Origin of the sequence: Mycobacterium sp. 852002-51971_SCH5477799-a, assembly GCF_001667145.1 — a bacterium.
Classification (GTDB): Bacteria; Actinomycetota; Actinomycetes; order Mycobacteriales; family Mycobacteriaceae; genus Mycobacterium.
In genome coordinates this window covers 34,256-55,779 of the sequence record NZ_LZIF01000082.1, presented here as the reverse complement: position 1 = coordinate 55,779, position 21,524 = coordinate 34,256, and the positions used below count along the sequence as shown (strand labels likewise).

Annotated in this window: 19 protein-coding genes, 1 tRNA gene and 1 pseudogene; 12 read left to right on the top strand and 9 right to left on the bottom strand. The window is 65.2% G+C overall.

Translation table 11 applies throughout. The features are described from left to right. Window positions 1–3: 3 nt before the first annotated feature. Both pstS and A5753_RS10005 read right to left on the bottom strand, forming a co-directional pair. Window positions 4–1,116: a phosphate ABC transporter substrate-binding protein PstS gene (pstS, locus tag A5753_RS10010; protein ID WP_067126515.1), complete on the bottom strand. Its 1,113-nt coding sequence runs from the start codon at window positions 1,114–1,116 to the stop codon at window positions 4–6. Between the two features lie 242 nt (window positions 1,117–1,358). Beyond that, window positions 1,359–1,535: pseudogene (locus A5753_RS10005) on the bottom strand (phosphate ABC transporter substrate-binding protein PstS); the annotation flags it as partial. Between the two features lie 349 nt (window positions 1,536–1,884). Between A5753_RS10005 and A5753_RS10000 the strand changes: the two are divergent. The 8 genes from A5753_RS10000 (at window position 1,885) to A5753_RS09965 (ending at window position 9,815) form a co-directional block, all read left to right on the top strand. Beyond that, complete coding sequence (locus A5753_RS10000) at window positions 1,885–2,676, top strand: SDR family oxidoreductase (RefSeq protein WP_067126510.1); 792 nt, start codon at window positions 1,885–1,887, stop codon at window positions 2,674–2,676. A 24-nt stretch (window positions 2,677–2,700) separates the two neighbouring features. Further along, the gene (locus tag A5753_RS09995) at window positions 2,701–3,777 is read left to right on the top strand and encodes a diacylglycerol kinase (RefSeq protein WP_067126507.1); all 1,077 of its coding nucleotides are present in this window, start codon (window positions 2,701–2,703) and stop codon (window positions 3,775–3,777) included. 74 nt (window positions 3,778–3,851) lie between these two features. After that, the gene (locus tag A5753_RS09990) at window positions 3,852–5,102 is read left to right on the top strand and encodes an Nramp family divalent metal transporter (RefSeq protein WP_197694650.1); all 1,251 of its coding nucleotides are present in this window, start codon (window positions 3,852–3,854) and stop codon (window positions 5,100–5,102) included. Next, on the top strand, window positions 5,103–6,179 hold the full coding sequence (locus A5753_RS09985; protein WP_067126504.1) for a poly-gamma-glutamate hydrolase family protein: 1,077 nt from the start codon (window positions 5,103–5,105) through the stop codon (window positions 6,177–6,179). 7 nt (window positions 6,180–6,186) lie between these two features. Next, window positions 6,187–7,011 (top strand): LLM class F420-dependent oxidoreductase, encoded by an 825-nt coding sequence (locus A5753_RS09980; RefSeq protein WP_082971253.1) that lies wholly within the window; start codon window positions 6,187–6,189, stop codon window positions 7,009–7,011. A gap of 48 nt (window positions 7,012–7,059) precedes the next feature. Continuing rightward, window positions 7,060–7,132, top strand: a tRNA-Arg gene (locus A5753_RS09975). Between the two features lie 286 nt (window positions 7,133–7,418). Next, window positions 7,419–8,210 carry a class I SAM-dependent methyltransferase gene (locus A5753_RS09970; RefSeq protein WP_067126501.1) on the top strand — a complete coding sequence of 264 codons (792 nt, stop codon included), beginning with the start codon at window positions 7,419–7,421 and terminating at the stop codon, window positions 8,208–8,210. A gap of 831 nt (window positions 8,211–9,041) precedes the next feature. Beyond that, window positions 9,042–9,815, top strand: a complete 774-nt coding sequence (locus A5753_RS09965) for a DUF4268 domain-containing protein (protein ID WP_231990055.1) — start codon at window positions 9,042–9,044, stop codon at window positions 9,813–9,815. A gap of 100 nt (window positions 9,816–9,915) precedes the next feature. On the opposite strand, the gene A5753_RS09960 is transcribed toward A5753_RS09965, so the two are convergent. Together A5753_RS09960 and A5753_RS09955 are read right to left on the bottom strand one after the other, a co-directional pair. After that, window positions 9,916–11,289, bottom strand: a complete 1,374-nt coding sequence (locus A5753_RS09960; protein ID WP_067126494.1) for a PPE family protein — start codon at window positions 11,287–11,289, stop codon at window positions 9,916–9,918. Window positions 11,290–11,317: 28 nt separating this feature from the next. Then, window positions 11,318–12,550, bottom strand: a complete 1,233-nt coding sequence (locus A5753_RS09955) for a PPE family protein (protein ID WP_082971251.1) — start codon at window positions 12,548–12,550, stop codon at window positions 11,318–11,320. 950 nt (window positions 12,551–13,500) lie between these two features. Between A5753_RS09955 and A5753_RS25180 the strand changes: the two genes are divergently transcribed. Further along, window positions 13,501–13,722, top strand: coding sequence for a hypothetical protein (locus tag A5753_RS25180; protein WP_369829307.1), 222 nt, complete (start codon window positions 13,501–13,503; stop codon window positions 13,720–13,722). 168 nt (window positions 13,723–13,890) lie between these two features. Here the strand turns inward: A5753_RS25180 and A5753_RS09950 are convergent, their stop codons facing one another. Further along, the gene (locus tag A5753_RS09950) at window positions 13,891–15,387 is read right to left on the bottom strand and encodes a DUF4185 domain-containing protein (RefSeq protein ID WP_067126491.1); all 1,497 of its coding nucleotides are present in this window, start codon (window positions 15,385–15,387) and stop codon (window positions 13,891–13,893) included. Between the two features lie 838 nt (window positions 15,388–16,225). Between A5753_RS09950 and A5753_RS09945 the strand changes: the two genes are divergently transcribed. Genes A5753_RS09945 through A5753_RS09935 form a run of 3 tightly spaced genes read left to right on the top strand, consistent with a single transcriptional unit; the run spans window position 16,226 to window position 19,448 of the window. Then, entirely contained in the window at window positions 16,226–17,452 is a 1,227-nt protein-coding gene (locus A5753_RS09945) for an acetyl-CoA acetyltransferase (RefSeq protein WP_067126488.1), read from the top strand. Window positions 17,453–17,454: 2 nt separating this feature from the next. Next, a complete protein-coding gene (locus A5753_RS09940; protein ID WP_067126484.1) occupies window positions 17,455–18,969 on the top strand; it encodes a carotenoid oxygenase family protein in 1,515 nt (504 codons plus the stop codon). Then, complete coding sequence (locus A5753_RS09935) at window positions 18,969–19,448, top strand: VOC family protein (protein ID WP_067126481.1); 480 nt, start codon at window positions 18,969–18,971, stop codon at window positions 19,446–19,448. The genes A5753_RS09940 and A5753_RS09935 overlap by 1 nt, the downstream gene beginning before the upstream one ends. Before the next feature lie 4 nt (window positions 19,449–19,452). Here A5753_RS09935 and A5753_RS09930 read toward each other — a convergent pair whose 3' ends face one another. From A5753_RS09930 to A5753_RS09915, 4 genes are all read right to left on the bottom strand, one after another. Beyond that, on the bottom strand, window positions 19,453–19,887 hold the full coding sequence (locus tag A5753_RS09930; protein ID WP_067126478.1) for a hypothetical protein: 435 nt from the start codon (window positions 19,885–19,887) through the stop codon (window positions 19,453–19,455). A gap of 108 nt (window positions 19,888–19,995) precedes the next feature. Next, window positions 19,996–20,766 (bottom strand): VOC family protein, encoded by a 771-nt coding sequence (locus A5753_RS09925; protein WP_067126476.1) that lies wholly within the window; start codon window positions 20,764–20,766, stop codon window positions 19,996–19,998. An 88-nt stretch (window positions 20,767–20,854) separates the two neighbouring features. Continuing rightward, window positions 20,855–21,328 (bottom strand): SRPBCC family protein, encoded by a 474-nt coding sequence (locus A5753_RS09920; RefSeq protein ID WP_067126473.1) that lies wholly within the window; start codon window positions 21,326–21,328, stop codon window positions 20,855–20,857. Window positions 21,329–21,330: 2 nt separating this feature from the next. After that, the gene (locus A5753_RS09915; RefSeq protein WP_067126470.1) at window positions 21,331–21,516 is read right to left on the bottom strand and encodes an antitoxin; all 186 of its coding nucleotides are present in this window, start codon (window positions 21,514–21,516) and stop codon (window positions 21,331–21,333) included. Between the last annotated feature and the right edge of the window lie 8 nt (window positions 21,517–21,524).

The following is a 21,524-nucleotide window of genomic DNA, read 5'->3' as shown; positions in this document are numbered from 1 at the left end:
AGGCTATGTGATGGCGTTGATGGAAGCGGACAGCCTCGCCTTGAAGGAGTCGGGGATGGGGATGTAGCCGTTGTCGGCCAGGCCGTTCTGCCCGGCGCCGACGGTGCTTTGCAGGAACGCTTTCACCGCCGTGCCGACCTGCGCATCCGGATACTTCGAGCAGACGATCTCGTAGGTGGCCAGCACGATCGGGTAGGAACCGGCCTGGGTGGGCCTGTAGAAGGAAAGCGTGTCCAGCACCAGGTCATCACCCTGGCCGGCGATCTTGGCCCCAGCAATCGTCTTGCCCACCGAGTCGGCGCTGATCGACACCGCGTCCGGGCCGGCCGAGGTGACGACTTTGGCCATGTTCAGTTTCTGCGCCTGAGCAAACGACCATTCGTTGTAGGTGACGGATCCCTCGGTCGCCTTGATCGCCGCCGAGGTGCCGTCGTTGCCCTTTGCTCCCTCACCGACGCCGCCCTTGAAAGCCTTGCCGGCGCCTTTGCCCCACGCACCGTTGGACGCGGCATCCAGGTACTTCTGGAAATTGTCGGTGGTGCCGGATTCGTCGTTGCGAAAGACGACATGAATCGGCTCGGCGGGCAGGGTGACACCCGGGTTGAGCGCGCCGATGGCGGGATCATTCCACGTGGTGATCGCGCCGTTGAAGACCTTGGCGGCCGTGGCGCCGTCCAGGCTCAGTGAGTTGAGGCCCGTGACGTTGTAGGTGATCGCGATGGGGCCGAACACCACCGGCAGATTCAACGCCGGCGACCCGCAACGTTGTTGTGCCGCAGCGTATTCGTTGGCGGCCAGCGGCGAATCCGAACCACCGAAATCCGTTTGCTTGCCGTTGAATTCGCTGATCCCCGCGCCCGAACCGTTGGCGGTGTAATTCAGCGTCTGGCCCGGGCAGGCCTGCTCGAAGGCGTTGACGAACCGGGTCATCGCATTGGCCTGAGCCGTCGAGCCGCTGGCCTTGAGGGCCTTTGTCCCGCCGCAGCTCACCTTGCCCGATGAGGAGCCGCTCGTTGCGCGCGCGCCGGTCCCGTTGTTATCGCTTCCGCATGCCGACAACACCAGCGCGCCAGCGCTCAGCACACACAGCACGGCGCCAAATCGGTTGAGTTTCAATTCGCTTCCTTACGGTTGGGATGAAACGGGGCCCCTGCCGGACGGTAGCCATTGCGCCCGACCAGTCCGTCTTGCAGCCACGAAGCTAACAGTAACAAGGTGAACGTTGAGCAAATTGGTCGGCGATCACCGCCGAACTCCATGACGCCGGGCGGCGACGTAGGTGGACGCGGAATGGCCCCGGCCTCGGCGCCCTCCGACAGCAAAGGACGTCGCTTGGTTTCACTACGCCCGGTCTTTGATCACGAGATGGCGTTGATGGACTCCGCCAGCCGGGACTTGAATGCCCCGGGCAGCCGGATGTAACCGTTGCCCGCCAAGCCGTTCTGTCCGTCGCCAATGGCGCTCTGCAGGAACGCCTTTACCGCCGCACCGAGCTGCGGGTCGGGATATTTCGAGCAGACGATCTCGTAGCTGGCCCCCAGGCCCCGCGTGTCGTTACTACCGCATCCCGACAACACCAGCGCACCGGCCGTCAGGACACCCAGCGTGACGCGAAAACGGTTGCGCCAGAAGTTACTTTCTTACGCCGAAGACCGCTCATGATCAGCGCCGTTGAGCTACCAGCACCAACGTCAACGGCGGGCGAATGACTCGGCAGGCGCAGGCGGCCGACGGTAGCGGCGGCGGGCGGCGGCATGCGTCCTCGGGGAGGAGGAGGACCACCACACCCGTATGCAAAAGTAGAACGTGTTCCAGAAATGCCCAATCCGAGACGGCGCGGCTTGCTACCGTGTCGGCTGACACCGAAACGAAGAGAGGCCGCCAATGATCCTTGACAGGTTCCGTCTCGACGACAAAGTCGCCGTCATCACCGGTGCGGGCCGCGGCCTCGGGGCGGCCATAGCGCTGGCCTTCGCCGAGGCGGGTGCGGATGTTCTGATCGCCTCGCGTACGGAGTCACAACTAGAAGCCGTCGCCGAACAGGTTGGCGCCGTCGGGCGGCGGGCCCATGTCGTGGCCGCCGATCTGGCGCATCCCGAGTCCACCGCGGAGCTGGCGGGCAAGGCCGTCGAGGCATTCGGAAAACTAGACATCGTCGTCAACAACGTCGGCGGGACAATGCCCAACACGCTGCTGACCACCTCGACGAAGGATCTCAAAGACGCTTTCACCTTCAACGTCGCCACGGCCCATGCGCTGACGCTGGCCGCGGTCCCGTTGATGCTGGAGCACTCCGACGGCGGCAGCATCATCAACATCACCTCGACCATGGGCCGGCTGGCCGGGCGCGGTTTCGCCGCCTACGGCACCGCCAAGGCCGCGCTGTCGCATTACACGCGGCTGACCGCCCTGGACCTGTGCCCGCGCGTTCGTGTCAACGCGATCGCGCCGGGATCGATCCTGACCTCCGCCCTGGACGTCGTTGCCTCCAACGCCGAGCTGCGTGCGCCGATGGAGAAGGCCACACCTATGCGCCGTCTCGGCGATCCCGTCGACATTGCCGCTGCCGCAGTATATTTGGCGTCCCCCGCCGGAAGCTTCCTGACCGGTAAGACCCTCGAGGTCGACGGCGGCCTCACCTTCCCCAACCTCGACATACCCGTCCCCGACCTGTGACCCCCGACCGCTAAGGAGCCAGTCATGCCCATCCCCGTCGTCCAATTGGGCACCGGCAACGTCGGTATCCACGCCCTGCGTGCGCTCATCACCAATCCGGAGTTCGAACTGAAGGGCGTCTGGGTGTCCTCGGACGCCAAGGCCGGCAAGGACGCGGCGGAGCTTGCGGGGCTGACGGAGCCGACCGGCGTGCTTGCCAGCACCGATTTGGATGCGGTGCTGGCCACCGGACCACAATGCGCCGTGTACAACGCCCTGGCCGACAACCGGCTGCCCGAGGCGCTCGAGGACTACCGGCGCGTCTTGGCGGCGGGGATCAACATCGTCGGCAGCGGCCCGGTCTTCTTGCAGTATCCGTGGCAGGTCATCCCCGAGGAACTCATCAAGCCCCTGGAAGATGCGGCGCGCGAGGGTAATTCGAGTCTCTACGTCAATGGTATCGATCCCGGCTTCGCCAACGATCTGTTGCCACTGGCGCTGGCGGGCACCTGCCAGAGCATTCAGCAGATCCGGTGCATGGAGATCGTCGACTATGCCACCTATGACAGCGCCGCGGTCATGTTCGACGTCATGGGCTTCGGCAAGCCGCTGGACGAGGTTCCCATGCTGCTGCAACCCGGTGTGCTCAGCCTGGCGTGGGGGTCGGTGGTCCGCCAAATGGCTGCGGGCCTTGGCCTTTCGCTCGACGAGGTCACCCAGGACTACGTTCGCATACCAGCCCCCGAGGACTTCGACATCGCCTCGGGTCATATCGCCAAGGGCACCGCCGCGGCGCTGCGCTTCGAGGTGTTCGGCATGGTCGACGGCGACCCCGTCGTCGTACTGGAACACGTCACCAGGCTGCGGGAGGACCTGTGCCCCGAATGGCCGCAGCCCGCCCAAGAGGGCGGTTCCTATCGCATCGAGATCACCGGCGAACCGTCTTATGCCATGGATGTCTGCCTGAGCAGCCGCAAGGGCGATCACAATCACGCCGGCCTGGTGGCCACCGCGATGCGCGTCGTCAACGCGATCCCTGCGGTGGTGGCCGCGCAGCCGGGCATCGTGACAACCCTGGACCTGCCGCTGGTCACCGGCAAGGGGCTCTATCTGCCCAGCTGAGGCCCGAGCGCGGGAAACGCCGGAGCCGCTTACGGTCGCGGCGCGATGTTCGACTAACCTCACTTTATTATTCGGTGGAGGAAATCGAGGTCGGCACGTTGGGGCAGCGCACCCAGGGCTCGCTGAGAGGCAACTGGTATTTGCTCGGGCCTGCGTTCGTCGCCGCGATCGCCTACGTCGACCCGGGCAACGTCGCCGCCAACGTCAGCGCCGGCTCGCAGTACGGCTACCTGTTGCTGTGGGTCATCGTGGCAGCCAATGTGCTGGCGGGCCTCGTGCAGTACCTGTCGGCGAAGCTGGGGCTCGTCACCGGACGCTCGCTGCCCGGCACGATCGGTAAGCGGATGGGCCGCCCGGCGCGGTTGATCTACTGGGCTCAGGCCGAACTTGTGGCCGTCGCAACCGACGCGGCCGAGGTCGTCGGCGGGGCCATCGCCTTGCACATCCTCTTCGATTTGCCGCTGTTGGTCGGCGGGCTGATCACCGGTTTGGTGGCCTTGCTGCTGCTGGGGATCCAGGACCGGCGCGGGCAGATCATTTTCGAGCGGGTCATCACCGGCCTGTTGCTCGTCATCGCGATCGGTTTCGCGGCGAGCTTCTTCGTCAAGACGGCGCCGCCGGAGGAGATGCTCGGCGGGCTGGTGCCCCGATTCCAAGGCACCGAAAGCGTGTTGCTGGCGGCCGCCATTTTGGGCGCCACCGTGATGCCGCACGCCGTTTACATGCATTCGGGCCTGGTCCTGGACCGGCACGGGCATCCCGGCGAGGGGTCGCATCGGCGCCTGCTGCTGCGCGTCACCCGGTGGGATGTCGTGCTCGCGATGACGGTGGCCGGCACGGTGAACGCCGCGATGCTGCTGATAGCCGCGGTCAACTTGCAGCACCGCGACCTCAGCGCCTCCATCGAGGGCGCCTATACCGCTATTCACCACACGCTTGGCCCGACCATCGCGGTGCTGTTTGCGGTCGGCTTGCTCGCGTCGGGTCTGGCGTCGTCGTCGGTGGGCGCCTATGCCGGCGCCATGATAATGCAGGGGTTGCTGCACCGGTCGATTCCCATGATGGTGCGCCGGGTGATCACCCTGGTGCCCGCTCTGGTGATCCTGGCGGTGGGATTCGATCCCACCCGCGCGCTGGTGCTGTCGCAGGTGGTGTTGTCGTTCGGAATACCTTTTGCGGTGCTGCCCCTGATCAAGCTGACCAGCGATCGCGTGTTGATGGGCGGCGACGTCAACCACCGCATCACGACCATTGTCGGCTGGGCCGTCGGCGTATTGATTAGTCTGCTCAACGTGGTGCTCATCTGGCTGACGGTGACCGGCTGAATGCCGGCCCGCCGTCACCTCTACTTCGCATACGGATCGAACCTATGCGTCCGGCAGATGGCGCAACGTTGTCCCGACGCCGCGCAGCCGCGACCGGCGGTGCTGGCCGATCACGACTGGCTGATCAACCAGCGCGGCGTGGCCACCGTGGAACCGCTCGCGGGTAATCAGGTGCACGGGGTGGTTTGGCGGATCTCCGACGGTGACTTGGCGACCTTGGACAGCGCCGAGGGTGTGCCGGTGCGCTACCGACGCGACGAGATGACCGTGCACACCGACGATGGGCCTGCGACGGCCTGGGTCTACATCGATCACCGGGTGACGCCGGGCCCGCCCCGCCCGGGCTACCTGCCCAAGATCATCGACGGCGCCACCCAGCACGGGCTGCCGCAACGTTGGGTCGACTTCTTGCTCCGCTGGGATCCCGCCGGATGGCCCAGCCCGAAATCGTCGGCGACGTCCGGGCTTGGGCCACAGTCACTTTCGGCATTGCTGTGCGAGCCCGGGGTGACCGAGATCAGTGAATTGCGATCGCGTTTCGGCTTTTTGGCGATCCACGGCGGCGGGCTGGAAGAGATGACCGACGTCATCGCCGAGCGCGCCGCCGAAGCCGCCGGCGGCTCGGTTTATGTGGTGCGCCATCCCGATCGCTACCCGCACCACCTGTCGTCGGCCCTGTTCGATCCCGCCGAGTCGCCGCGGCTCGCCGAGTTCCTCGACCATGTTGACGTCGCGGTGTCGCTGCACGGATACGGCCGCGATGGTCGCAGCACCCAACTGCTGGCCGGCGGCCGCAATCGGGCATTGGCCGCCCACCTGACCCGGCACATCCAGCTGACCGGCTATCAGGTGATCACCGACCTCGACGACATCCCGCCGGAGCTACGGGGCCTGCACCCCCGCAACCCGGTGAACCAAGTGCGTGACGGCGGAACCCAACTGGAGCTCTCGGCGCGGGTCAGGGGGATCAGCCCCCGCAGCCCGCTGCCGGGAAATGACGGATTGTCGTCGGTCACCAGCGCCCTGACCCAGGGGTTGGCCGCCGCCGCCCGCAGCTGGTCAATGTCGGATCGTTGAACGGAGATTGTTGGTGGCCAAGGACTTTCGCTTCGGAATGAGCATGCGGTTCTTCAAGTCGCGCGAGGCGCTGCTCGATAAGGCGAGGCGCGCCGAGGATGCCGGCTTCGACATTCTTTGTGTGCCTGACCATTTGGGTGCCGCGGCGCCGTTCCCAACGCTGACCGCGGTCGCGATGGTCACCACGACGCTGCGGCTGAGCATGTATGTGCTGAACTCCGCGTTCTACAAGCCGGCCCTGCTCAGCCGGGACATGCACGCCCTGGATCTGCTCAGCAATGGCCGCGTGGAGATCGGGCTCGGCACGGGATATGTGCGGGAAGAGTTCGAGGCCGCGGAGATTCCCTATCCCAGCGCCGGCGCCCGGGTCGACTACCTCGAGCACATGACGAAGTACCTGAAAGAACACCACCCGTCGACCCCACTCATCATCGCCGGCAATGGTGATCGGGTGTTGACCATAGCGGCCCGCAACGCCGACATCATCGGGCTGACCGGCTCCAAGGTGCGCGACGTCGAGGATCCGTTCGCCGAACGCGTCGAGTTCGTCCGCAAGGCCGCGAAAGAGCGGTTCGACTCACTCGAGCTGAACCTGGCGATCACGGCGATGCCACGCGACGGCGAGACCGAGCCCGACCTCAAGCTGACCCGCGCCTACTCGCCCGATCTGTCCGACGAGGAGATCCTGTCCCAGCCCTCGGTACTCAGCGGTTCTCCCCGCGAGATCGCCGATACGTTGTCCGCATACCGCGAAAAGTACGGCGTGTCGTCCTTCACCGTGCAGGACAACAACATCGACAACTTCGCCAAGGTGATCGCCGAACTGCGCTGACCACCCGGGCGATTGCCTGCCGGCCTGCCGGTAAGCTCAGGCCGGTCCGCCCCCGTAGCTCAGGGGATAGAGCACGGCTCTCCTAAAGCCGGTGTCGCAGGTTCGAATCCTGCCGGGGGCACGAGCGTTCTGTATGACGTCGGGTGATGCCTGACAGTTGTTTCGGTTGATTGGCGACACTCCAGAAATGAGAGGCGCTGAGCGCCCGATAACACTCCTCCCGTGGCCACATGACGAACTCGGTGTGTGCGCACCGAAAAACATTTCGTGTACGTGTAGCGTTCACCTCCGCGCGAATCGGGCAGGTCATAAGATCACGAGCGGGGGTGCTTATCGTGGCGTTGAACTTTCTCACCGGCTCAAAACGTGGTGCCAGAGTGTCCACGGAAAGTTTCCAAATCGACCGCATGCCGCGCGGCGGGCCGGAAGCTTCCTGGCTGGACCGGCGGCTGCAGACGGATCGTCTGGAGTATCTCGATCGCGATGACGTCGACGACCTGAAACGCAAGGTGGTCCACTCTTTGGACCGCATGGAAAAATTTTCCGGCGCGCAGAAAAAGTTTGCGCGCGTCGCGCTCGATGAGGTCGCGGACGTAACAAATCCCAACATCCTCGAACTCGGCGCCGGCCACGGTGGGCTATCGCGAGCGTTGCTGACCATGCATTCCAACTGTCGCGTGACGGTCACCGACGTAGATCCCACATTTGTGTCCACCATCGCCACAAGCGACTTGGGCGAACACCCGCGGGCGACAGTTCGCGCGATGGATGCCACCGCCATCGACGCGCCCGACGGGCACTACGACCTCGCCGTGTTCGCGTTGTCCTTGCACCATCTGCAGCCGCCGCTGGCCGCCCGAGTATTCGCCGAAGGCACCCGCGTCGCGAACAAACTGCTGATCATCGACGTATCGCGCCCCCCGTCGCTAGTGCACATCGCGCGATTGTCGCTGACGTTGCCGTTCGCACCGTTTCTGCCGGTACCGCATGACGGATTCATCAGCGCGCTGCGCGCATACAGTCCGTCGGCGCTACGGGCATTGGCACGCTACGCCGACCCGGCGATCAAGGTCGAGCTGCGGGGTGGCAAAACATTCAGGCCGCAAATCGTGGTGGCGAGCCGGTTGCCTAGCCGTAAAAAGTCATTCGGCCACGCTCGACAACCTCATCTGACGCAGGTCGAGCATCAGCTGAAGTAACTGGCGAGGGTGAGCCGACCGACAATCGCGCCCTTGGCCTATTTCTGTGCGCTTGAGTCATCACATCGCGGTCGTTACAGCAACGAACGAGGCCGATGAAGCCAACCTTGCGATTTTTCTATTCTTCCCGGGTCGCGGGGGAATATGGTGCGGTTTATGAAACGACAAATCGTTGGGTTAGCAACGATCATGCTAATGTCCGGCGGTTTGGCTGTGGCAGGTTTGGGGCCTGGCGCTGGTAGCGCCCATGCCTATACCTATGGCCCATTCCAATGGTGCCCAGGACAAGATATGCCGAATGATCCACCGCGGTCAGATGCCGACCTAGTTTGGGACATGAGCGTCTGCCACACCTATTACTTCGCCTACGACGTGCGGACAAAGGCTCCGGCGCACTATTGGGAAGGGCCTAACCTATTCCCGACTCCAATCCCCTCGCCTCCGCCGCAGCCTTTGCCACCGGATTGCCCTCCGTGGTCACCCATCTTGGCGCCGTCGCGGTGCGGTGGCCTCTAGTAGGCCGCGCCAGGTGCCCTGCCTCGATAGGCGGGGCAGCCCGGCGGTGCGGATCGGTTGCACGAGTTTCACAAATTTCGGTGTAACTAGCAGCTGAGGCATTTACGCTCGAATCGGCGCGTCGGGCAACGTCACCAAACACCATCACCAATCCCGGAGGTTCGGGCGAGCATGTTGTCCCGCGGCGCATCTCACGACCACGACGGCGTCCAACAGTCACTTGTAGTCGTCGTCTCATGACTGTCCAGTCGATGAGCCGGCATGTGTGCGGATGTGCCGCCGAGTTCCGCCAGCCGGCATTCTGGCGGTGACATCATGGATGCGGCGAACTTCTTCTACATCCTGTTTGTTGTTTTCTTTGTCGCTATCGGTGGAATCGTGCTCGGGGCGTTGGTTTTTCAGACCCGGCCCGCCAAGTCGAGGGCCGCTAAAGCGAGGACCCGAGCGGCAACCGCTAGGAAAGCGGCCGCACCAAACGCCGATGTTCGCCCTGCCGGAGTCGGGATCGAGGGGGTACGGGCCGACGGCTTTACGGCAGTGCCGGACTCTGACGGGGTCATTCAGCCAAGCGGGTTGGGACAGCAACGCAAGGCAGCGACGTCGACTGAGCGCTCCAAGCTGTTTTGGGACTTCTGGGAGCAGTTCCTCAACCGTGTGAGCGCGGAGCACCCCGGCTGGACAAAACGGAAAACACCGACGCGCGCCTCGCGCTATGACCTCCCTACCGGCACGAGCGCGGTCTCCTACTCAACCGCCTTCACCCACCGGGGTCTCGGGGTGCAGCTCTACTTCAGCAGCCCCGATCCGCGCATCAATTCGGCCCGGTTCGAGGGACTCCGCGCGATAAAAGATGAGTTCGAGCGGGCCCTGGGCCAGGTTGCCGAGTGGGACGAGAAGCCCGGTAGGAAGGCCGCCGCAATCTGCGTCACGTCGCAGTTCGACGATGTAGCGGACGTTGATCTGTGGCCCGCAATGCTCGACTGGGCGCTCGATCAGCATGAGCGATTCAGGCAAGCGGTTGAAGCGGTCGGTGGGCTCGGAAGGCTGAAACAGACGATGCCCTCCTTGCGGCTGGCGCAAGCAGGCTGACTGAACGGCGTCGGCCCCTAACCCTCGCCGGCCGAGCGGATGCGCCGCCGAAAGATACCGCGAGTCAACCGTATTGGGCTATAGCACGCCACCGGAACGTTCAGCCCCACGTTGGCCGGGGCGGTGTGGCTTTGGATTTGTCAGCCGACGACAAGTGCACGGCGTGGACGCCCGGCTTCTTGGAGAGCTGGTCCAGGAGGCTTTCCAGATGTGCCTTGTCGGTGTGCCAGTGCTGAACCACCTCGGGCGCTTGCTGCAGTTCCGCGAGCACGGCCTTGAGCTTATCTGGAGTCTTATCGTCGCTGTCCGATGAGCGACCGCCGAAGCTTCGGACGCCGCCTTTGGTGAACCCGCGGGGCACGGCACCGCCGAGAGCGCCTCCGGCCAAGCCTGCCAAAGCCATCTCGCCCGAGAAGCCACTCGCGGCCGCCGTCGGTGCGGCACCCGTGCTGGTGCATTCCAAAACTGTCGCAGCGAGCTTGACCGCGGGGCTCGCCACGGCCCAGCTCGGCGGCACCGACAAGGCTCCTGCCAGGCCCGCGCTGCCGACGCTTGCCGACACCGCAGCCCCACCCGCTGCTCCCACGGCCTGGCTGCTCGAACCGAGCGCCGCGAACAGTGGGCCCTCGAGATCGACCGCTGTGTCGCTCCAGGTCCGTGCCGTTGTCACCAGGCCCAAACTGAGGCTGAGCAATGTGTCGTTCACCGGCCGAATGGCTTTGGTGACGAATTCGATGTTCGCGGCAATCCTCGCCAACGGCGTGGAGTTCAAGTTGTTCAGGAACGTTGTCAGCGACGACGGATCCGCCGCGGGCAATGCCGCGGGTGACGCGAGGCCTTGCAGCGTTCGCGGGGTCGTCGACACCAGCCGCGACAAGGCCGACTGCGCGCCGGCCGGCGCGGTGCCTGCGGCCCGAGCGACAGCGGCTGATTGATCAGCCGCACCAACGGGATTGGTGGTTCGCGGTGGCTCAGCGAAGGGTGACATCTGTGCGGCGGTCGCCGAGGAACCGGCATAGCCATACATGGCGGCCGCATCTTGCGCCCACATCTGTGCGTACTCCGCCTCGTTGGCCGCGATCGCGGCGGTGTTCTGCCCAAGAACGTTTGTCGCCACCAGTGACGCCAGCTGACTTCGGTTTTCCGCGATCGCCGCCGGGGGCACCGTCGCCAGGAAAGCCTCCTCGTAGGCCGCTGCCGCCGCTCTGGCTTGGGAGGCCGCCTGCTCAGCCTGTGCGCCGCTCGCGCTCATCCATTCCACATAAAGCGCCGCAGCAGCCCCCATGGCCACCGCCGACGGACCCTGCCAACCGCTGGACAGGTTCGCGATCACCGACTCATACGATGCCGACGCAGCGTATAGCTGGGCGGCCAATCCGTCCCAGGCCGCCGCCGCGGCCAACATCGACCCGGAGCCGGGGCCGGCGTACATCCGGACAGAGTTGATTTCTGGGGGTAATGCTCCAAAATCCATTGCTGCTCCTTGATATGGGCGAGCGAGACTATTCCTGCGCGTCGTCCCCATTGATGACGATGATCGTGGCCGTGGTCGCTGCTCGCCCGAATGCATTGCCTCCGAGAGCTATCCCGCGGCCAGAACCCTCACCGGTCGTGACCACGGCGCGCCCCGCCAGGCCTGAAGCGGCCATGTTGCCGAGCAGAGTCCCCTGCCCCTCTGCCGCAAGGGCGACCGGAGCAGCGGCGAAATTGGCCTGCGGCAACACCGCGGCAACCGACCGGATTTCGGGGGCCGCCGCAGCCCATCCGCGCGGTACCGACAAAGGTCCTACCGCTGCGGAACGACCTATGCCCGTTGACATTCCGGCGCTGTTGGCGGTCGTTGTCCGCACTACCCGCGTCTCCGGACCGCGGTCCATGCCAAGCGACCGCAGCTTCGATCTGTCCCGGTCGAGTCGTTGTCTGGCGCTGTTCACGTTCGCCACGTTCTGGGGGACCAGGTAGCTCTCGACGCCGAGCAAATAGGGGCTGCCCCCGATGCCAAACAAGGAGACGGGTCCCAACGGACCCGTGAGGGCCGAGTCCAACGCCGACAGCAGCGACGGCGGATCGGCGGCGGCGGCGGGCGCTGCCAGGGTTTGCAGCGACTGCGGTACGGACGACATCAGTTGTGGCAGCGTGGTTTGCGTGCTTGTTGCGGCAAAGTCCCCGGTCGTGTGCGCGACCGCAGCGGCCTGCACCGCTGTACCGACCGGATTGATGGTCTGCGGCGGCTGGCTGAATGGCGTCATCTGGCTAGCGGTCGCCGAGGAGCCGGCATAGCCGTACATCGCCGCCGCATCCTGGGCCCACATCTCGGCGTACTCGGCCTCGGTGGCCATGATCGCCGGAGTGTTTTGACCGAGAAGATTGGTCGCCACCAGAGCCATTAACCGTGCACGGTTGGCCGCCACGATAGGCGGAGGCACCGTTGCGGCGAATGCGGCCTCATAGGCAGCTACGGCCACTCGCGCCTGAGTAGCGGTTTGCTCGGCCTGGGCAGCGGTCGCGGTCATCCACGCCGCAAACGGCGCTGCTGCGCCCGCCATTGCTGTCGACGACGGACCCCGCCAGCCGCCGATCAGATTCGAAATCACCGACTCATACGATGCCGCCGCCGAGTGCAGCTGCGCGGCCAACGCATCCCACGCCGCGGCGGCGGCCAGCATCGGCCCCGACCCGGGACCCATGTACATCCGGCCGGAGTTGACCTCCGGCGGCAAACCTCCGAAATCCATCAATGCACCTCGTAATTAACGGCGTAGCGATCTCGCCTACGCAACGGGCAGCGATCCGCCATACCCATCGACTGATTCATTGACCGCACTTCTGCTGCTGCGTGCGGAACCACCGGCCCCGATCCAGAGCCGCAACGCGGCAGACTCATTTCCGCCTGGGACTAGGCCGAGCGCTACGACATGACTTGCTGTAACACACGCGAACTGCAGTCGGTGACCCGGATCCGCGGAAGCAGATTGCGGCTCGGGCAACCTGCACGACGCGGGATATCGCTACGGCATTCTTCGGCCGTGGGCGACGTGCCGACCTCGTCGGAGTTGCTGTGCAACGCCGATCACGACATAGATAGCTCGGCTTGCGAGGCTAAGATCCCCGGTTGCGCCACGGACGATGCCGTCGCCGTTGCAGGTAGGACTCGACGCGGCGATTATGGCTATCCGCAATGATTTCAATTGCGCGCCAACTATCTTGGCGTGTTTGCTCAGAGATAACTGTGTCGAGGCAGGGACGTGCGGGTGCGAGGTAACGGGCGGTCAGCGGGCCGTGGCTCAGGCGGCGCAGCACAACTTCAGAGGCCCTCACCGCAAACACTGAAGGTGAGCTCGAATCGAGATACCTCATTGCAATGCTCCTGGCTGCACGGTCTGTGCCGCAACAAATTTCCGGCTCTGACAGTAGATGGCTCACACGAGCGTACTTTTCGTTGTGATGCCCTGTCCAGGTTGCGTTCCTCGGTTTCGCCTATTGTCCCGCGCTCGCCGATGCCGCTACCGGTATCCAGCACTGACGGCCATACCGACACATCGCTTGTGCGCAGTGACCTAGCTCGACCGGAGAATCTCAAATCCCGCACAGCGCCGAAAAGAGGACTAACATCGACACCGTGCGTGTGAGGGAAGAACCGTAGCGCCCGCCGCTTCGACCGGGCATAAGACTCGCCGAGTTTGCGGTGCGGAAGCTGTTCGCGACACTGATGGCCGTTGGAGCCGTACTGCTCAGCGGGGCTACCGCACGCGCTGAGAACCAGCCGGCACCACCGCCTCCTGGCCCTTCGTTCTACGCGCCGAAATGCCTGAGTTTCGACCCCAATCCGCCGGCGCACTGGAATTACCTGCCGTGCGGCTGGACGACGGACGGTAGGCGGTGGATTCCGCTGCCGCCGCCGTCCTAGCCGGTACTTCTTGATCCGTGGGGGCAACCTCCTGAAAAGCCCTCAGCCGCTCGCTAAGTGGTTTTGCGATATATACCTGTGGCAGCTAACGCCGCGGACGCCCGCATCCCCCCGGGCGTCTGCGGACGAAAGCGTCTGGTCACTCGACCATCGTTGTCGCCGCCGGCTCTATGGCAACACGGTGTGCATCAGCATCACGTCGTAGGCCGACCACAACGAAAGGTTGAAGTACAGGTCTCGTCCCGACGACCACGGATGGATCATCGGCGCATAGATGCCCCCGGGCATCTGGAAGGACGACACGAGCGGTTGCTCGGGGCTCCACGGCCCCTGCGGCGTCGGCGCGGTCCGTGCCACCACGTCGTTGCTGCCGCCGTCGGTGTACAGCACCAGGTATTGCTTGAGATAACTGTTGTACTGGGCCGACATTTCGCCAACCGGCCCCGGGAAGATCGGCGTCGCCGCGCCCGGGTTGTTCGCCACCCAATGGCCTCCGTTGTCGCCGTTCCAGTACTGGTACTTGGTCAGGTCGGGTAGTTGATTCGGGGGCACGCGGGAGAGAAAAGCCGCGCCACCGCGTCCCGACGGGGTGCCGAACTGGTAGAGGTAACCGTCGTTGCCCTTCATGAACGCGCCCATTTGGAAATTTTCATTTCCGGGCGTAAACCCTGCTCCCGGAATGGCATCCGGCGACGCCGTACGAATGGTCGTCGGGAAGATGCCCCAATTCTGTCCATTGTCGTTGGACCTGGCGATCGCCGAGTAGTTCGTCGACCATTCGCCGTCACGGCCCCACTGCCGGATGGACATGTAGCTCATGTATTGGGTTCTGCCCATCGACATCGCCGCGGTGGGGATGATCCCCGTTTCGTGCGCGGCCTTGTGGATGGTGTTGACGACCTGTTTGGAAAGTCCCGGCGCCCACACCGGTGAGCCGGAATACCTGTCGTTCGGCACGCCGTCGGCGATGTGAATGCCCTTGGACAGGTCGTGGTCGTTGCTGCGGAACAGGGTGTTGTAACGCCACTGCTGGCCGTGCGCCTTGCAGTAGCCGAAGGTGTCACCGAAGGCCATCAGCACCTGCCGGTTGGCGGGATCACCGTTGTCCCAGGCAATCCCGAGGTCGGTACCGGAGATGCTGAATCGCTGCAGGGTTTTGTTGGGGCCGTTCGGTCCGGTCACCCAGTCGACGAGCGACGTCGGAGCCCCCGCGATCGAAGGAGGCGGCGGTCCCGGTTCGGGCTGCGGTTGCGGCTGTGGTTGTGGGATCGGAGCGGCATTGGGGCGCAATTGGTTTGCGTTGGGCGGCAGCGGAACGCCGGGCACCGGCGGATTGGGCCCGGGTGGCAGCACCTCGGCCTGCGGGTGCAGCGGCGCGGCGTACTGGCGGCCCGGAGCAGCCGGTTTGAGCAGCGACGAGATCAGTGGCCCCAGCCTCGGTAGCGGCGCCTGGTCATTCGTGTGTGTGGGCCGGCGCCCGGTGGGCGGCTGCACGACCGGCTGGGGCGCGGGCATGGCCGGCGGCGCGGCGGGCGGATCCACGTTGGCCTCGGGTGCCCCGCACGGTGTGGCGTTTGCAGCTGGCGCGGGCCCCACCACGAGGACGAATCCGATAGCGGCCGCCGACGCCATCGATAGCGACACACTTCGCAGAAACGCCGACATGTAGCACCTTTCGAGGGGTAGGACACCGCGTTGACATCCCTTAGCTGGCCCTTAGCTGGCCAATGTGACGATAGTGATTTGCGGGGCAAATGTGACCAGTGATGAGCTGATAGGTATCCATCCGTGACCGTGTCGCAACGCGGCGATCTCGGCTTGGAAGGAGTCGTCCGGCGATTAGCTCATGATCCGTATGCGCAGATGAAAGACGCCAGCGGCTTTGCCGACGCCGTCACCCGCTTGGGGTATCCGGGACGCGAGTGGTGCCAGGATGGACCGCAGATGGGCGCCGTGGACCATTCGCCCACGGCGGCTCGTTGCTATGAGGCCGCGACCTCATGGCCGGCCCTGCGGAATAGGCGCGGCGATAGCGGGTGCGAGGTAGGCGACGTCTTCGACTTTGCTGGCGACGCCAACCCGCCGACCGCGCGCTGCGCGCAGACGGGTGGCGCGGCGGGCTTCGTCCGAACCGGAGGGCGAGCCGTCGATTCGAATCGGTACAAGCGCACCACATTGCCGCAGCTCAGCTCGCGACGGTGCGATCGTCGAACACTCTATTGCACACGCGCAAAACAGGAATCGTCGGTTACCCGGCGCGGCCCGACGACGCGACCCGTTCAAACGATTTGGGGTCAGCACGTTTGTCGACCCCCATCGGTGGCAATGATCCAACAGAGGCGAGTGCGTCGGCCGGCCTTCGCACACGTCTAGGTCCCGTCGGTTCAGCCCGAGAGCCGACGGGGCCGCCCTCTCTCAGAGAAGCTTTTGCCGGCTTACGCCGGTCCGCAACGGGTGACCGAGAGGCCTGAACAACACCGCGGTCCGGGAGTACCGTCGGCGTATGGATGACTCGGCCGGTGTGTGGATTCTCGGTGGTTATCAAAGCGATTTCGCTCGCAACCTCACCACAGAAGGCCGCGACTTCGCCGCGTTGACCGCGGAGGTCGTCGACGCCACGCTGACCGCGGCGCGAGTTAATGCGGCCGACATTGAGGTGGTGCACGTCGGCAACGCCTTCGGCGAGATGTTCGCCCGCCAGGGCCACCTCGGGGCGATGCCTGCCACCGTGTGCGACGGCCTCTGGGATACACCGGCATCCCGGCACGAGGCGGCCTGCGCCTCCGGTAGCGTGGCGGCGCTCTCCGCGATGGCCGATCTACGCTCGGGCGCCTACGACGCCGCGCTGGTGGTGGGCATCGAATTGGAGAAGACCGTCCCCGGCGACACCGCCGCGCAACACCTGGGTGCGGCCGCGTGGACCGGGCACGAGGGGGCCGACGCCCGCTACCTGTGGCCATCCATGTTCGCCCAAGTTGCCGACGAGTACGACCGGCGGTACGGGCTGGACGACGCACACCTGCGGGCCATCGCACAGCTGAACTTCGCCAACGCGCGGCGTAACCCCAACGCTCAAACCCGGGAGTGGACCGTCCCCGACCCGATCACCGACGACGAAGCGAGCAACCCGGTCACCGAAGGCCGGCTACGCCGATTCGACTGCAGCCAAATGACCGACGGCGCCGCTGGATTGGTACTCGTCAACGACACGTATCTGCGCAACCATCCCGAAGCGCGCGCAATCGCTCGAATCGACGGGTGGGGCCATCGCACCGTCGGGTTGGGGCTGCGACAAAAACTGGACCGCGCTGACCGCGACCCGTACGTCCTGCCCCATGTGCGGGCCGCGGTACTCGACGCGCTGCGCCGCGCACAGCGCACCCTCGACGACGTCGACGGATTCGAAGTGCACGACTGCTTCACCCCCAGCGAGTACCTGGCGATCGACCACATCGGGCTTACCGGCCCGGGTGAATCGTGGAAGGCAATCGAGAACGGCGAGATCGAGATCGGAGGCCGTTTACCGATCAACCCCAGCGGCGGGCTGATCGGCGGCGGACATCCGGTCGGAGCTTCCGGCGTGCGGATGCTGCTTGACGCGGCTAAGCAGGTCAGCGACGTCGCCGGCGAGTACCAGGTCGATGGCGCCCAGACGTTCGGCACCCTGAACTTCGGCGGCAGCACCGCCACCACAGTGAGTTTCGTCGTCGGCGGCACCGGAGGCGTGTGACCATGGATGTTGAGATCGTCGGTAAGTTCCTGTCCACGCTGCCCGAAGACGACGACCATCCGTACCGCACCGGACCGTGGCGTCCCCAGACCACCGAGTGGGACGCCGACGACCTGACCGCTGTCGAGGGTGAAATTCCCCGCGACCTGGACGGCGTTTACCTGCGCAACACCGAGAACCCGTTGCATCCGGCGCTGAAGACCTACCACCCGTTCGACGGCGACGGCATGGTGCACGTGGTCGGCTTTCGTGACGGAAAAGCGTTCTACCGCAACCGATTCATTCGCACCGATGGGCTCCTGGCCGAGAACGAGGCCGGTGAGCCGCTGTGGCCGGGTCTGGCCGAGCCCGTGCAACTGGCGCGGCGCGAGCAAGGGTGGGGCGCACGCACCAAGATGAAGGACGCGTCGAGCACGGATGTCATCGTCCACCGCGGAATCGCGCTGACCAGTTTCTACCAGTGCGGCGACCTGTACCGGCTCGATCCGTATTCGGCCGACACGCTGGGCAAGGAGTCCTGGAACGGCGGCTTTCCGGTCGAGTGGGGCGTGTCCGCACATCCCAAGGTAGACAACAAAACCGGTGAACTGTTGTTCTTCAACTACAGCAAGCAAGAGCCGTATATGCATTACGGCGTGGTCGACGACCGCAACGAGCTGGCGCACTACGTCGACATCCCGCTGCCCGGCCCGCGTCTGCCCCACGACATGGCGTTCACCGAAAACTACGCCATCCTCAACGATTTCCCGCTGTTCTGGGATCCCCAGCTGCTCGAGCACGACGTGCACCTGCCGCGCTTTTATCCCAACCTCCCGTCACGCTTCGCGGTGATCCCGCGCCGCGGCAACACCGGAGACATTCGCTGGTTCGAAGCCGACCCCACCTTCGTGCTGCACTTCACCAACGCCTACGAGGACGGCGACGAGATTGTGCTCGACGGGTTCTTCGAGGCTGATCCGTCCCCGCTCGATACCGGTGGGACCAAGTGGGAGAAGCTGTTTCGCTTCCTCGCACTGGATCGACTGCAGGCTCGGCTGCACCGGTGGCGGTTCAATCTGTCCACCGGAACGGTACGAGAAGAGCGGCTTTCGGAGTCCATCACCGAGTTCGGCACCATCAATCCCGAGTGCGCCGGTGGGGACTACCGCTACACTTATGCCGCCACCGGCAAACCCGGCTGGTTCTTGTTCGATGGCCTGGTCAAACACGACCTGCGCACCGGGACCGAGGATGGGTTCAAGTTCGGTGAGGGCGTCTACGGCAGCGAGGCCGCGATGGCACCACGCGTGGGCGCCACCGGTGAGGACGACGGCTACCTGGTCACCCTTACCACCGACATGAACACCGACTCCTCTTACTGCCTGGTGTTCGACGCCGCCCGGGTCGGTGACGGGGCGGTGTGCAAACTTCAACTGCCCGAACGCATTTCCAGCGGCACGCACTCTACGTGGGCACCCGGTTCCCAATTGCGGCGCTGGGACACCGCCGACTCGGCCGCCAACGCGATCGGGCTGTGATGAGCGCCGGCAAGCACCGCCACACGCACTGGCCGCTGCAACTGGCGCCGATCGGCGCCATCCGTTTCGCGCGCCGCTGCGCACATTTCGCCGAAACCGTGGAGTTTTACCGCGATCTGGTCGGCCTGCCGCTCTACGAGACCTTCGCAGACAGCTTCGGAAGCAACGGCGCGATCTTCGGATTGCCCAGCTGGAACCTCACCATGGAACTCGTGGAGGCCGTCGACGACGTCGCGGTGGGCCCTCATGAACAGCTGTGCCTGTACTTTCCCGATCGGCAGGCGCAGCAAGCCGCCCTAGCGCGCCTGCGCTGCGCGGGCGTCGAGCCCGTCGAGCAGCACCCGTACTGGGAGGCGACGGGGGCGGCCACCTTCCGCGACCCCGACGGACGAGAAATCGTGTTCGCGCCCTTCGTATTCGGTGTCAATGAGCCTGAAAACAGCGGTACCTCGGGAAAGCACGAATTCCCGTCCGTCTGACAGGTCAGCGACCGGACCGGCCGGAAGCCAAGCCGGCGATGACGGCCACCAGCGAGCAGGCGACTGCACAGCTGGCCGCACCCGCGCCGATGTACAGCCCGTATTCGGCCGACACCGGCGGGCTGACATTGAGCTTGTAGTACCAGACCGTCAGCGCCACGATCAGCAACGAAATCAGCAGTGCGGCAACCGAAGCGAGCCTCACCGACAAACCACGACCCATCATGGCGCCGACCACCAACAGCGTCGAGGCCAACAGCACGATGAGCTGGCCCGCGCCGAACCCCCGCGGCAGCTCCAAGTTGCCGTGGGCGCCGCCGATGGCGTTGGCCCATCCCCCGCCGTTCACCCGCGTCCGCAGCCACGGCAGCCATGCGCTGGCCGACACCATGACGGCGAAAAGCGCCACCAGCCAACCGGGGCGCAGTCGGCGAGTCATGCTAGCGAGACTAACGGACTCCGACGCCGGCCCACGCGAGCGAGCGTCCCGCTAGCGTGGCGCCGGTCTCCGACGGCCACGCCAGCGCGACGCTCGCCGTCCAGAAAGTTAGGCCTGCAGCGAGGACAGGTTGAAGACCGCACCGGTCGGATCGGCCGCCGCGGCCAGCCGTCCATACGGGGTGTCCTCGGCGTCGCGTACCACCGTGCCGCCGTTGTCGGCGATCACCCGCAAGGTTTTGTCGACGTCCTCGGCGCCGAAGAAGATCACCCAGTTTGATGGGATGTCCTGTGGCAGGACGGCGGCGCCGTCCATCACGCCGAGCAATTGCTCGTCACCGAACCGCGCTGTGCTGTAACGGAATTCGTTGGTATCGGAGACTGGCTCGGTCTGCCATCCAAGGACGTCGCGGTAGAAGTCGAGGGCCGCGCCGTAGCCCCGTGTGGTCAGCTGGTGCCACACTGGGGCGCCCGCTGCCCCGATGAGTTCGAAGCCGCGGTGGCCCAGCGGCTGCCACAGCCCGAAGACCGCCCCGGCGGGGTCGGTCGCCACAGCCATGTGGCCCTTGGCGGGCACCTCTATCGCCATGCACACCGCACCACCGGCCCTGGTGACCGCGGCAACGGTGGCGTCGATGTCGGCGGTGTGGAAGTAGGTGGCCCAGTGGTCGGGCGACCCGGCGTCGGGCCGGTTGGCCATGATGCCGGCCACCGGGTGACCGTCCTTGGCGGCATTGATGTAGCCGTGGTACTCGGCCCCTGCGGACTCGAAGGTCCAGCCGAAGACCGTGCCGTAGAACTCCTGGGCCTGGGCGACGTCGGATGTGGTCAGATCGATCCAGCATGGCGCGCCGAGCGGGGCGCAGTCGCGGATAGGCATGGTGGCCTCCTAGTGGTGTCATGGCCCCGCGGGAAAGGGCTTCACACTATCGACTGCCGCCCAGCCGCAAACTCATCGGCGGCGGCCATCAGCGATGAGGCCCACCCTCTCCGTTCCTGCTCGGGTCGGCTCTGGTGAACACCGTGACGAAGTTCTCCAGCGATTGGTTGATGTCGCTTCGCAGGGCGGCGGCGACGATCATGCCGATGGGACCGAACAGCGCCGGCCCGCCAAGGTGCACGTCGAAGCTGACGATGGAGCCGTCGTCCTTGGGAGCGATCTTGGCCATCAGCTTGACCTTGACCCCGCCCACGCCGTCGCCGTTGAGCGTCATGCCCTCCGGCGGCTTGTAGCGCACGACCGTCCATTTGATCCGGCTGTACATGCCCTTGACCTCGACGATCGACTCGACGATCGTGCCCTTTTCGATCTCGTCGGGCAGGGTGCTGCGCCACACCCGGTGAATCGTCAGCCAGTCCTTGTACCGGGACAGGTCGGAGGCGTGCTGCCAGGCCACCTCGGGTGGCAGCGGCACATCGATAGATCCGGAAAGCTTCGCCATTGCTACTGCTGGTCGCCGGTGTCCGCGGCGCCGGTGGCCTTCTTGGCCTGCTCCTGCACCTGGTGGATGGTGTCGGTGTACTTGCCCTGCGTCTTGTCGTCGACGAACTCGCCGGCCTTGTCGATCGCCATTTCGACCTTGTCGGCGTTCTGCGACAACAGGTCCTTTGCCTTGTCCAGGAATCCCATGCACCCTC

Coding starts and splice junctions, on each gene's coding strand:
- A5753_RS09995 (WP_067126507.1), top strand. CDS start 2,701: ATGCCCATCCCCGTCGTCCAATTGGGCACCGGCAACGTCGGTATCCAC.
- A5753_RS09925 (WP_067126476.1), bottom strand. CDS start 20,766: ATGCCTATCCGCGACTGCGCCCCGCTCGGCGCGCCATGCTGGATCGAT.
- A5753_RS09960 (WP_067126494.1), bottom strand. CDS start 11,289: ATGGATTTTGGAGCATTACCCCCAGAAATCAACTCTGTCCGGATGTAC.
- A5753_RS09940 (WP_067126484.1), top strand. CDS start 17,455: ATGGATGTTGAGATCGTCGGTAAGTTCCTGTCCACGCTGCCCGAAGAC.
- A5753_RS09930 (WP_067126478.1), bottom strand. CDS start 19,887: ATGACTCGCCGACTGCGCCCCGGTTGGCTGGTGGCGCTTTTCGCCGTC.
- A5753_RS09950 (WP_067126491.1), bottom strand. CDS start 15,387: ATGTCGGCGTTTCTGCGAAGTGTGTCGCTATCGATGGCGTCGGCGGCC.
- A5753_RS09935 (WP_067126481.1), top strand. CDS start 18,969: ATGAGCGCCGGCAAGCACCGCCACACGCACTGGCCGCTGCAACTGGCG.
- A5753_RS09920 (WP_067126473.1), bottom strand. CDS start 21,328: ATGGCGAAGCTTTCCGGATCTATCGATGTGCCGCTGCCACCCGAGGTG.
- A5753_RS09915 (WP_067126470.1), bottom strand. CDS start 21,516: ATGGGATTCCTGGACAAGGCAAAGGACCTGTTGTCGCAGAACGCCGAC.
- A5753_RS09970 (WP_067126501.1), top strand. CDS start 7,419: ATGCCGCGCGGCGGGCCGGAAGCTTCCTGGCTGGACCGGCGGCTGCAG.
- A5753_RS09955 (WP_082971251.1), bottom strand. CDS start 12,550: ATGGATTTCGGAGGTTTGCCGCCGGAGGTCAACTCCGGCCGGATGTAC.
- A5753_RS09985 (WP_067126504.1), top strand. CDS start 5,103: ATGCCGGCCCGCCGTCACCTCTACTTCGCATACGGATCGAACCTATGC.
- A5753_RS10000 (WP_067126510.1), top strand. CDS start 1,885: ATGATCCTTGACAGGTTCCGTCTCGACGACAAAGTCGCCGTCATCACC.
- A5753_RS09965 (WP_231990055.1), top strand. CDS start 9,042: ATGGATGCGGCGAACTTCTTCTACATCCTGTTTGTTGTTTTCTTTGTC.
- A5753_RS09945 (WP_067126488.1), top strand. CDS start 16,226: ATGGATGACTCGGCCGGTGTGTGGATTCTCGGTGGTTATCAAAGCGAT.